Consider the following 11,784-nt stretch of genomic DNA (forward strand, 5'->3'; position numbering starts at 1 on the left):
TTGCAACGCGGAAGTGTTCGGTCAACGCAGCACTTGGTCCACCAATTCGATCCAGTGCCTGACTGGGGTGCGTCCGGCGCTGTTGAGGTGGCTCTGGCAGCCGATGTTGGCGGTGGCGATGACGTCGGGGTGGCCGCTTTCCAGGGCGTTGAGTTTGTTGTCGCGCAGTTGCCGGGCCAGCTCCGGTTGGGTGATCGAATAGGTGCCCGCCGAGCCGCAGCACAAATGACTGTCGGGCACAGCTGTGAGATTGAAGCCCAACCGCGTCAGCACGGCCTCGACCGCGCCGCCGAGTTTCTGTGCGTGCTGCAAGGTGCAGGGGCAGTGAAAGGCGATCCGTCGGTCGGTGGCGGCGCAGACTCGCTCCAACGGCTCATCGGCCAGCACTTGCACCAGGTCCAGGGCCATTTCGCTGACTCGCCGGGCCTTGGCCGCATAAACCGGGTCGCGCTCCAGCAGATGCCCGTAATCCTTGATGAATGCGCCGCAGCCGCTGGCGGTTTGCACGATGGCTTCGGCGCCGCTTTCCAGGTGCGGCCACCAGGCGTCGATGTTGCGTCGGGCGCGGTCCAGGCCCATGGCTTGGGCGTCGAGGTGATAGTCCAGCGCGCCGCAACAACCGGCTTCAGGCGCCGCAATCACACTGATTCCCAACCGATCCAGCACCCGCGCCGTCGCGGCGTTGGTGTTTGGTGACAGGCCGGGCTGCACGCAGCCTTCGAGCATCAACACCCGGCGAGCATGCCGAGGGACAGGGCGTTCGCCCGGAGCAGGGAGGTCGTGGGGTAACTTCGCCTCTACCCCCCGTGGCAACAACGGCCGGAAAGTGGCGCCGATCTGCAGCAGGGTCTTGAACAGGTTCGGGTTCGGCGCCAGTGCCCGCAGGCCCTGACGCAACAGCCGTTGACTGGCCGGGCGCGGCACTGCTTGATCGATCACGGCGCGGCCAATGTCCAGCAGGTTGTGATAATCCACCCCGGACGGGCAGGTGGTTTCACAGTTGCGGCAGGTCAGGCAGCGATCCAGGTGCAATTGGGCCTGGGCCGTGGCGGGGGCGCCTTCGAGCACTTGCTTGATCAGGTAGATACGCCCGCGCGGTCCGTCCAGCTCGTCGCCGAGCAGTTGGTAGGTCGGGCAGGTGGCGTTGCAAAAACCGCAGTGCACACAGGTGCGCAGGATCTTGTCCGCTTCTTCGGCGCGGGGCAGTTGTCGGGCCTCTTCGCTGAGATTGGTTTGCATCTTACAACTCCGCGTACATCCGGCCGGGGTTGAACAGCCCTTGGGGGTCGAGTTGCGCCTTGAGTTGCCGGTGATAGCGCAGCAGCGCCGGGGCCAGGGGCTGGAAAGGCGTTTCTGTGACGCCATGACTGAAGCAGGTGGCGTGGCCGCCGTGCTGCTGAGCCAGTGATTGAATGTTATCGGCTGCTGATTTCAACCAGCGTTGCGCGCCACCCCAGTCGATCAACTGCTCGCCGGGCAAGTCCAGTGGCCCGAGGTTGTTGGGCAATGACAAGCGCCACAACGGCAGGCCTTCATTGAAAAAGTCTAGTCGTTGTTCGTTCAGGTCGGACCAATAGGCCGAGTCCAGCGGCTCGCCGCCGAGCCGTTGATGGGCCGCCGCGACCGAGCCTTCGCCGCCTTCCAGGCGCAGGTACAAACGCTGGCCATCGTGGCTGGCAGCGCTGATGGGCAGCGGTTGCTGGCCCCATTGCGCCAGATTGGCCAAGGCGCGGGCGCAGTCGATGTCCAGGCTGATGCTCAGGCATTGCCGGGGTTTGGGCAGCACTTTGAGCGAGACTTCAGTCAGCACGCCAAGGCAGCCGTAACTGCCGACCATCAGGCGCGACAGGTCATAACCGGCGACGTTTTTCATCACTTCGCCGCCAAAGCGCAGGTGAGTGCCCAGACCGCTGATCACCCGCGTACCGAGGACAAAGTCCCGCACCGAGCCGGCCCACGGGCGCCGTGGCCCGGACAGCCCCGCCGCGATCATCCCGCCGACCGTGGCGCCTTCGCCGAACGACGGCGGCTCGCAGGGCAACATTTGCCCCGCGGCATCCAGCGCGGCAAACAGTTCGCTCAGCGGTGTGCCGGCGCGAACGCTGATCACCAGTTCCGTCGGGTCATAGCTGACGATGCCGCAGTGGGCGCGGGTGTCGAGCACTTCGCCGGCCACTTCACGGCCAAGAAAGGCTTTGGTGTTACCCCCCTGAATACGCAGCGGCGTGGCGTTTTCCAGCGCCTGCCTGACCTGATCGAGCAGGGCTTCACTGGCATCGAAATCCGCCATCAGAAACGCTCCAGCTCAGGGAACGGCAGTTTTCCTGCGTGAATGTGCATCGCGCCGAATTCCGCGCAGCGGTGGAGGGTCGGGATGTTCTTGCCGGGGTTGAGCAAACCCTGCGGATCGAACGCGGCTTTCACCGCGTGAAACAAGGTCAACTCATCACTGTTGAACTGCGCGCACATCTGATTGATTTTCTCCCGGCCCACGCCGTGCTCGCCGGTGATGCTGCCGCCGACTTTCACGCACAGTTCGAGGATCTTGCCGCCAAGGGCTTCGGCCCGTTCCAGTTCGCCGGGCTGGTTGGCGTCGAACAGGATCAGCGGGTGCATGTTGCCGTCGCCAGCGTGGAACACGTTGGCCACCCGCAAGCCGTATTCTTGCGCCAGGTTGGCGATGCCCTTGAGTACGCCGGGCAGTTCGCGACGGGGGATGGTGCCGTCCATGCAGTAGTAATCCGGCGAGAGACGGCCGATGGCCGGGAAGGCGTTTTTGCGCCCGGCCCAGAACCGCACACGCTCGGCCTCGTCCCGGGCCTGGCGCACCTCGCTGGCGCCGGCCTGTTGCAAGACCTCGCGGACTCGTTCGCAATCGTCATGGACATCGGCTTCGACGCCGTCCAGTTCGCACAGCAGGATCGCTTCGGCATCCACCGGGTAACCGGCGTGGATGAAGTCTTCAGCGGCGCGGATCGCCAGGTTGTCCATCATCTCCAGGCCACCGGGAATGATCCCGGCGGCGATGATCTCGGCCACCGCGCGACCGGCCTTTTCCACGGAATCGAAACTGGCCAGCAGGACTTTGGCGACCTGGGGTTTGGGCAGCAGTTTGACCGTGACTTCGGTGATGATCCCCAACAAGCCTTCGGAGCCGGTGAACAGCGCCAGCAGGTCAAACCCCGGCGCGTCCAGCGAGTCGGCGCCGAGGGTCAGGTGTTCACCTTCAAGGGTCAGAATTTCGAGTTTCAGCAGGTTGTGCACGGTCAGGCCGTACTTGAGGCAATGCACGCCACCGGCGTTTTCCGCGACGTTGCCGCCGATTGAACAAGCGATTTGCGAGGACGGGTCCGGTGCGTAATACAAACCGAAGGGCGCCGCTGCCTGGGAAATCGCCAGGTTGCGCACCCCTGGCTGGACCCGTGCGGTGCGGGCGGCGGGGTCGATGTGCAAGATGTTGTTGAATCGCACCATCACCAGCAACACGCCTTTGTCCAGCGGCAGCGCACCGCCGGACAACCCGGTGCCGGCCCCGCGCGCCACCACCGGCACGTTCCGGGCATGGCACAGCCTGAGCAGCGCCTGCACCTGTTGCAGATGCCGGGGCAGGGCCACCAGCATCGGCGTGGTGCGATAGGCCGAGAGACCGTCGCATTCGTAGGGCTTGAGTTCTTCCTCGCGCCAGAGGATGTCCAGGTCCGGCACCTGCTGTTGCAAGGCCTTGAGCAACACGGCCTTGTCGACATTGGGCAGGGCGCCGTCGATGCGTTCGTCGTAAAGAATGTTCATCAATCGCGCCTCGTATGAATCGCCGAGCATCCCCCCCGAATTATCTGCCAACCCGTAGCAGCTGCCGAGCTTGCGAGGTTGCGTTCGGCTGCGTAGCAGTCGTAAAACCAGAGCTTGCAGTGCATCAGGCAAACTGCGTCAGCCGGATTCACGACTGCTGCGCAGCCGAACGCAGCCTCGCAAGCTCGACAGCTGCTACCGGCGAACGCAGCCTCGCAGGCTCGGCAGCTGCTATGAGGCGGTGGGGGTCATGTGATGCGCCCGCAAAAACTCTCGGTACAAGCGTGCTGTTTTGGTCGGCTGCTCAACCATCGGCATGTGGCCGACACCGTCCCAGATTTCCACCCGCAGATCGGCGATGCCCTTGCTCCAGACCGGTACGCTGCTGACGTCGATCAAACGATCCTTGCGCCCCCAAAGCAGCAGCGCCGGGCATTTGATATCGGGCAGTTTTGGCTCCATCGGCGGGCTGGCCCGGAAGTCCCTGAAGATTTCTTCCAGCTCGTCGCGCTGCTGTTCATAGCGCTGGGCGACGGCGTCCAGCACGATCCCCGGCACCCATGGCGGCGAAACCATGGTCATGGCGTAGAAATGCTGGAACTCTTCACGGGAATGAATCAGGAACGGGTTATGGCCGCGAGCCAGGTGGCGCTCCATGTCGCTGGGTTCAGGAGCAGTGACGCCAGCCGGATCGAGCAGCGCCAGTGAAACGATACGCTCGGGGTAATTGACCGCCAGCCATGCCGCGATGTAGCCACCCATGGAATTGCCGATCACGTGCACCTTCTCGACGCCGCAAACATCGAGCAACTGGATCAATCGTTTGGCCTGGACCGGAATGTCGTAGCCACCACCGGCCTTGAAGCCGGTTTCGCCATGGCCGGCGAGGTCGGGGATGATCACCCGGTAGTCGTTGACGAAATGCCGGGCGAAGCGCAGCCAGATATTCTTGTCGGCGCTGTAGCCGTGCAGCATCAGTATGTTGCTGGAGGCTTCGTAGGGGCCGCCTTGCCAGGTCGAGACGGTCATTTCGGTGATCGGCACGATAAGCTTGTGCAACCGATACAGCCGGGCCTCCAGCGCCATGTTCAAGTCATAGAGCCAGTAACCGATGGCCGGATAGCTTAACCAGCTCCAGGCCACGAAAACGGCGATAACGACAACCAACAAAAGCATCGGGCTATTCCTTTTGCAGTGATCAGGACGGAGGGTGGTTGGCGGAGCCTCTGCAGCGGCCTCCTGTTTATCGTGGTTTATCGATCCCTTACTTCATGTATAGACAAACATTGGGCACTCGCCTCATCGCGATGCCACACTATTGGAGCTACCAGCTGTCAGACCGTCATCCGGTGATGGCTATTCGCCGTTCCCCTGATAGACTTCAAACACTTTCACCCATGTGTTGTCAGGCTCGGTTCAGTAGTACAGAGGCCTCTATGGAAAAAAAGGGAGGAAAGGGACTTTCATTGGCCAGGAGGCTTTATGGGTCGCGCATCCTCGGTCTGGCCCTCGGGCTGTTGTGCGTCGGTGCGGGGATGTATCCACTCGACCCGGCGCCCTGGGTCTGGGTGGTGATGCTGTTCAATGGCATCATCTGGCCGCATGTGGCCTATCAATGGGCACGTCGGGCGAAGGTTCCTTACCACGCCGAACACCGCAACATCCTGGTGGATGCGTTTCTCGGTGGTTTCTGGGTGGCCGCCATGCAGTTCAATCCGCTGCCCAGCGCGGCCACGCTGTCGATGATGGCGATGCACAACGTGGCCATCGGTGGCTTGCGTTTTCTGTTGGCGGGCGCCGTCGCGCAGATCCTCGGGATAGGCCTCGGGCTGCTGGTGTTCATGCCGGCTTTTGTCCCGCAGACCAGTCCATTTCAGCTATACGCCTGTTTACCTTTACTGTCGATTTATCCGCTGTCCCTGGGCTGGATCTGCTTCCGTCAGGCCCACACCCTCGGCCAACACAAGCGAGAATTGCTGGCCCTGAGCCGCACCGACAGCCTGACCGGCCTGTTGAACCACGGCGCCTGGAAAGACCAGCTGGAAATCGAGTTTCAGCGTTGCCGACGCCAGCAGCAGGGCGGGGCGATTGCGTTGATCGACATCGACCATTTCAAGACCATCAACGATACCTATGGCCATGTCGCCGGGGATATCGTCTTGCGTCAGCTGAGCAAAATCCTCAAGCAGAACCTGCGTGCCACCGATGTCGCCGGGCGCTATGGCGGCGACGAATTCTGCGTGTTGCTGCCGGACCTGCCACTGGAGCGCGCCGCTGTGGCGATGGATGCGCTGCGTGCCCGATTCGCCACGTTGGGTTATGAGCGCAACCCGGCGCTGAAAGTCAGCTTGAGCATCGGCCTGGCGGCCTTCAACCCGGACCATGACGACGCGACCCTGTGGCTCAACGACGCCGATCAGGCGCTCTACGAAGCCAAGACCACCGGACGTAATCGCGTCATTTGCCACAGTAACGGCAAGCCGCATAAAGAGCTGCTCGACTCTGTTTAATCCCATCGCACAAGTCCCCTGTGGGAGCGGGCTTGCTCGCGAAGACGGAGTGTCAACCGACATTATCATTGGCTGATACACCGCTTTCGCGAGCAAGCCCGCTCCCACATTGGTTCTTCGGTGAATCAAGTGTGTATGTGTCGCATCCGGTGTAGAGCCTTGCGTCGTAGTCAGGTAGGGTCTAAAGACCCCGACACGAAACAAGGATCGATTCATGACGTTCAAGCTCCCGCGTTCCTTCCTGGCCACCAGTCTTGGCCTGACCCTCGCCCTCGGCACCTTCACCCCGGCAGCCTTCGCCGAACCCCACAAACAAGTCCTCGCCGATGCTGAACAGTACAAGGCTGAAGCCCTGAAACTGCTGGAACGGCTGGTGAACATCGACTCCGGCTCCGGCTATGAACCGGGCCTGACCCAGGTGAGTGACATCGCCATCGAAGAGTTGAAGAAACTGGGTGCCACCATCGAACTGGTGCCCAACACCCCGGACGAGAGCAACCATGTGCTGGCTACCCTCAAAGGCACCGGCAAGGCGAAAATCCTGCTGATGGCGCACATGGACACTGTGTTCAAGGAAGGCTCCGCCGCCGAGCGTCCGTTCCACATCAAGGACGGCCGCGCCTATGGGCCGGGCGTGATGGACGACAAGGGCGGCATCGTCGCCGGGATCTACGCGCTGAAAATCCTCAAGAACCTCGACTTCAAGGACTACGCGCAGATCACCTTCCTGCTCGATGCCAGTGAAGAAACCGGCTCGGACGTCGCCACCGACCTGATCAAGAAAACCGCCAAGGCCCACGATGTGACCCTCAACCTCGAACCGGGCCGCCCGGCCGATGGCCTGGTGGTCTGGCGCAAAGGCAGCGCCACTGCCGTGGTCGAGGTCAAAGGCAAGGCTGCGCATGCGGGCGTTGCCCCGGAATTGGGGCGTAACGCTGCCATGGAAGCCGCGCACCAGATTTTGCAACTCGGCAAACTGGGCGATGAAGCGAAGAAAACCACCATCAACTTCACCGTGCTCAAGGCCGGCGACCGCACCAACGTGATTCCGGATCAGGCTACGGCCAAGGCTGATGTGCGGGCGGCGGTGCCGGAGGAGTTCGACCGGATCGAAAAGGACCTGGCGCGGGTGTCGAAGGACAAACTGATTGCCGATACGCAAGTCACCACCAGCCTCAAGCGCGGCTTGCCACCGATGCCGCAAACGGCGGAATCGGATCGCTTGATGGCCATGGCTCAAGGCATTTACGGCGAAATTGGCCGCAAGTTGACGGAAGAAGGCAGCGGCGGGGCGGCAGATGCGAGTTTGTCCGCGGGTGTTGGTACGCCGACGCTGGACGGGTTCGGGATTGTCGGCGGCAATATCCATACGCCCGAGGAATATGCCGAGGTAGAAAGTGTGGCGCCGCGGATTTATTTGCTGTCGCGGATGATTATGGAATTGGCCAAGCAATAAGCCACACTGCCCGCTGATCGACAAACTTCGCAGGCAAGCCTCGCTCCTACAAGTTATGCGCAAAATCCTGTAGGAGCGAGGCTTGCCCGCGAAGACGGCAGTTCAGGCGCAACCCATCCGCCTACTCGATCGGTGTATCGACAAACACCTCAAGCCCCTCGGCATACGCCGTAAACGCGTTGATCAGTGGAAACTGCTTGGCCTCCACCTGATCCGGCACCACCAGGTTGGTAAAGCTCCAGGCCACCGCCAAGCTAATCCCGTCCTGCGCAATCGAGCCATCGGTCTTCAGCGGCTGCTTTTCCAGCTCCCGCTCCAGCGCCGAATACGCTGCCGCCAATTGCCCTTCGACCCGTTTCACCCAAGGCGCGTACTGAATTTCCGCTGGCCGCAGGTTGCGTTCGTAGTAAAGCTGCACCGACTTCTCGCACGCCGCCAATGCCAGGCCGATCAGCCGCAGCGAGCGCAAGCGTTGAACCGGATTGTCGGATATCAGGCTTTTACCCGGAGCGGCCAAGGCTTCGAGGTAATCGATGATCAGCGTTGAATCCATCAACACCTCACCGTCATCCAGCACCAGCGTCGGCGCCTTCACCACCGGGTTGATCTGCTGGAACTGCTCGAAGTGCCTGAACACCGAAACCGACGCGTGTTCCAGCGGGATGCCCAGGCATTTGGCGGAAATGGCGACGCGCCGCACGTAGGGCGAATCCAGCATGCCGATCAGTTTCATTGAGCCTCTCCTTACAGACGGTCCTTGGGGAGGGACAACCTTAGCCGAGGTTCAGCGACCTGCAAGCGGTTTCGCGCTAATTCTCAGGCCTATTGTTCATCCTCGAAGGCTAATCCTCAAAGCCTGCCTGTTCATGAATCTCATCGACCTTCAATTCCAGTCGATAAGCCACGGCGATGAACAGCGCCTGGCACAGGCACAGGGTGGCACTCAATGAACGGAAGGCAAACGAACTGCCCTCGTTGACCAGCAGCACGGTGTTGGCGCGCTTGGCCAATGGCGAGAGGTTGCTGTCGGTGATGATCAGGGTTTTCGCCTGATGGTGCTGGGCGATGCGCAGGCAGTGCTGGGTTTCCTTGCCATAGGGCGTGAAGCTGATGGCGATCACCAGGTCGTTGGCGCGCACGCTGCGCATCTGCTCGCGGTAGCTGCCGCCAAGGCCCGACACCAGGTGGATGCGCTTGTTGGTGTGTTGCAGGTTGTAGACCAGGTAATCGGCCACCGCGAACGAGCGACGCACCCCGACCACGTAGATGTTGTCGGCATTCACCACCAGGTCCGCGGCCTTGTCGAAAGCCTGGTCATCGAGTTCCAGCCCCAAACGCTCGATACCCGACAGGGTGGCGTTGATGCATTCGCGCGCCAGGTCGCCGCCGCTGGCCTTCTGCGACTTGTTGGCGATCATGCTGCGGATGCGTTGCTGGTAGTTCTGCACCGGCGTGGTCTTGTGGGTGTAGGCCTCGCGAAACAGCGCCTGCATTTCACTGAACCCGCTGAAGCCGAAGCGCTGGGAAAAGCGCACGATGGCCGACGGGTGCACTTCGCATTCGCGGGCGATGTCGCTGATGCGGTCGACCATGATCCGGTCGCTCTGCTGGCTCATGTAGCTGGCGATGCGTTTGAGCTGGCGCGGCAGACTTTCGTACTCCTCGGTGATCAGCTGCAACAGACGCTCGGCATTGATCGGAGGGCTGGCGAGATCGCTGTCGGGCGAGCTCTCGGTCGTAGCCGGCTGATCGGTGCGGGACATAAGAAATCCTTCTGGCTTGTTCTTATAGGGATGACGGTTCTCGTCATCCCCTGACAATAGGTTGGCTGTGCGCAGTCTACAGGGTAGGCCGGAATAAAATCTTGAGCTTGCAATCGGCCTGGGGTCTGCTGAAACGATGCACGGTGTCTGGAACGCTTGTATCAAAGTTTATTGGAAAAAATATTCCACGTAAAAAATATATAGAATAAATATTGATTGTTCGGCCCCGGTCGTTTTAGTCTGCATCCACCAAGAGTGTTCGGCGCCTTCATCGCCCCGAACGCAGGCTGATAAAAATAACAGGAGCCAGCATGGGCCAGACTCGTTTTGCCAGTGGGCGTCAATTGGATCTGATTTGCCTCGGACGCCTTGGCGTCGATCTTTATGCGCAACAAGTCGGGGCGCGGCTGGAGGATGTGAGCAGCTTCGCCAAGTACCTGGGCGGTTCGTCCGCCAACATCGCCTTCGGCACCGCGCGGCTGGGGCTGAAGTCGGCGATGCTGAGCCGGGTAGGGGACGACCACATGGGCCGTTTCCTCGTTGAATCCCTGGTCCGCGAAGGCTGCGACGTCAGCGGCATCAAGGTCGATCCGGAACGCCTGACCGCCATGGTCCTGCTGGGCCTCAAGGATCGCGAAACCTTTCCCCTGGTGTTCTATCGCGAAAATTGCGCCGACATGGCGTTGCGCGCCGAAGACATCAGCGAAGCCTTTATCGCTTCCAGCAAAGCCCTGCTGATCACCGGCACCCATTTCTCCACCGACGGCGTCTACAAGGCGAGCATTCAGGCGCTGGACTATGCCGAAAAGCATAACGTCAAACGGGTGCTGGACATCGACTACCGCCCGGTGCTCTGGGGTCTGGCCGGCAAGGCAGACGGCGAAACCCGTTTCGTCGCCGACCAGAACGTCAGCCAGCACGTGCAGAAAATCCTCCCGCGTTTCGACCTGATCGTCGGCACTGAAGAAGAATTCCTGATCGCCGGCGGCGCCGAGGATCTGCTCACCGCGCTGCGCAATGTCCGGCGCCTGAGCGCGGCAACCCTGGTGGTCAAGCTCGGTCCGCAAGGTTGCACGGTGATCCACGGAGCGATCCCGGTGCGTCTCGAAGACGGCGCGATCTATCCCGGTGTGCGCGTCGAAGTGCTGAATGTGTTGGGCGCCGGCGATGCCTTCATGTCGGGTTTCCTCAGTGGCTGGCTGGAGGACGCCAGCGACGAGCGCTGCTGCCAGTTGGCCAATGCCTGCGGCGGTCTGGTGGTATCGCGCCATGCCTGCGCTCCGGCGATGCCGACCCGCGCCGAACTCGATTACCTGTTCAACAGCCCGGTGCCGATCACCCGGCCGGATCAGGACGTGACATTGCAGCGTCTGCATCAGGTCAGCGTGCCGCGTAAACAGTGGAAGCAACTGTTTATCTTTGCCTTCGATCATCGCGGGCAACTGGTAGAGCTGGCCCACAAGGGCGGACGCGACCTGAGCGCTATCTGCGAACTCAAACAACTCTTTATCAAGGCCGTGGAACGGGTCGAGGCGGATTTGCGTGAGCAGGGCGTCGACGCCGATGTCGGCTTGCTGGCCGATCAACGTTTCGGCCAGGACTCGCTGAATGCCGCCACCGGTCGCGGCTGGTGGGTGGCACGGCCGGTGGAAGTGCAGGGTTCGCGGCCATTGGCGTTCGAACACGGGCGTTCGATCGGCAGCAACCTGATCGCCTGGCCGCAGGAACAGATCATCAAGTGCCTGGTGCAATTCCATCCCGACGACGAGCCGCTGCTGCGTCTGGAGCAGGAAGCGCAGATCAAGGGCCTGTATCAGGCCTCGCAAGTCAGCGGGCATGAGTTGCTGCTGGAGATCATCCCGCCCAAGGATCACCCATCACCGCATCCAGACGTGCTCTATCGCGCCCTCAAGCGCCTCTACAACCTGGGCATCTACCCGGCGTGGTGGAAGATCGAAGCGCAAAGCGCCGAGGAGTGGAAACAACTCGACGAGCTGATCCAGGAACGCGACCCGTATTGCCGTGGCGTGGTGCTGCTGGGCCTGAATGCCCCGGCGGCGACCCTGGCCGAAGGGTTCCAACAGGCCAGCCAGAGCCAGACCTGCCGTGGTTTCGCCGTGGGCCGGACGATCTTCCAGGAACCGAGCCGCGCGTGGCTGGCCGGTGAAATCGACGACGAGGCGCTGATTCGCCAGGTGCAGGGCACCTTCGTCGAACTGATCGATGCCTGGCGCACGGCCCGAGCCTGAACAAAGTTATGTGGTCG

9 protein-coding genes are annotated in these 11,784 nt (G+C 61.6%); 3 read left to right on the forward strand and 6 right to left on the reverse strand.

The genetic code is table 11. The features are described 5' to 3' along the window. Window positions 1-21: 21 nt before the first annotated feature. From glcF to AC30D7_RS17835, 4 genes are all read right to left on the reverse strand, one after another. A complete protein-coding gene (gene glcF, locus AC30D7_RS17820) occupies window positions 22-1,239 on the reverse strand; it encodes a glycolate oxidase subunit GlcF (protein ID WP_490134927.1) in 1,218 nt (405 codons plus the stop codon). Between the two features lies 1 nt (window position 1,240). Further along, complete coding sequence (gene glcE, locus AC30D7_RS17825) at window positions 1,241-2,290, reverse strand: glycolate oxidase subunit GlcE (RefSeq protein WP_490134928.1); 1,050 nt, start codon at window positions 2,288-2,290, stop codon at window positions 1,241-1,243. Beyond that, a complete protein-coding gene (gene glcD / locus AC30D7_RS17830; protein WP_490134929.1) occupies window positions 2,290-3,789 on the reverse strand; it encodes a glycolate oxidase subunit GlcD in 1,500 nt (499 codons plus the stop codon). Before glcD ends, glcE begins: the two co-directional genes overlap by 1 nt. 231 nt (window positions 3,790-4,020) lie before the next feature. Next, window positions 4,021-4,965, reverse strand: a complete 945-nt coding sequence (locus tag AC30D7_RS17835) for an alpha/beta fold hydrolase (RefSeq protein WP_490134930.1) — start codon at window positions 4,963-4,965, stop codon at window positions 4,021-4,023. 260 nt (window positions 4,966-5,225) lie between these two features. Here AC30D7_RS17835 and AC30D7_RS17840 point away from each other — a divergent pair, with 260 nt between their 5' ends. Beyond that, complete coding sequence (locus tag AC30D7_RS17840) at window positions 5,226-6,299, forward strand: diguanylate cyclase (protein WP_490134931.1); 1,074 nt, start codon at window positions 5,226-5,228, stop codon at window positions 6,297-6,299. 214 nt (window positions 6,300-6,513) lie between these two features. Continuing rightward, the gene (locus AC30D7_RS17845) at window positions 6,514-7,755 is read left to right on the forward strand and encodes a M20/M25/M40 family metallo-hydrolase (RefSeq protein ID WP_490134932.1); all 1,242 of its coding nucleotides are present in this window, start codon (window positions 6,514-6,516) and stop codon (window positions 7,753-7,755) included. 121 nt (window positions 7,756-7,876) lie between these two features. Here the strand turns inward: AC30D7_RS17845 and AC30D7_RS17850 are convergent, their stop codons facing one another. Next, window positions 7,877-8,488 (reverse strand): glutathione S-transferase, encoded by a 612-nt coding sequence (locus AC30D7_RS17850; RefSeq protein WP_490134933.1) that lies wholly within the window; start codon window positions 8,486-8,488, stop codon window positions 7,877-7,879. A 109-nt stretch (window positions 8,489-8,597) separates the two neighbouring features. Continuing rightward, a complete protein-coding gene (locus tag AC30D7_RS17855) occupies window positions 8,598-9,518 on the reverse strand; it encodes a MurR/RpiR family transcriptional regulator (protein ID WP_490134934.1) in 921 nt (306 codons plus the stop codon). A gap of 311 nt (window positions 9,519-9,829) precedes the next feature. Between AC30D7_RS17855 and AC30D7_RS17860 the strand changes: the two genes are divergently transcribed. Further along, window positions 9,830-11,767: a bifunctional 5-dehydro-2-deoxygluconokinase/5-dehydro-2-deoxyphosphogluconate aldolase gene (locus AC30D7_RS17860; protein ID WP_490134935.1), complete on the forward strand. Its 1,938-nt coding sequence runs from the start codon at window positions 9,830-9,832 to the stop codon at window positions 11,765-11,767. Window positions 11,768-11,784: the final 17 nt, after the last annotated feature.

Source organism: Pseudomonas sp. DF5 (assembly GCF_058148225.1).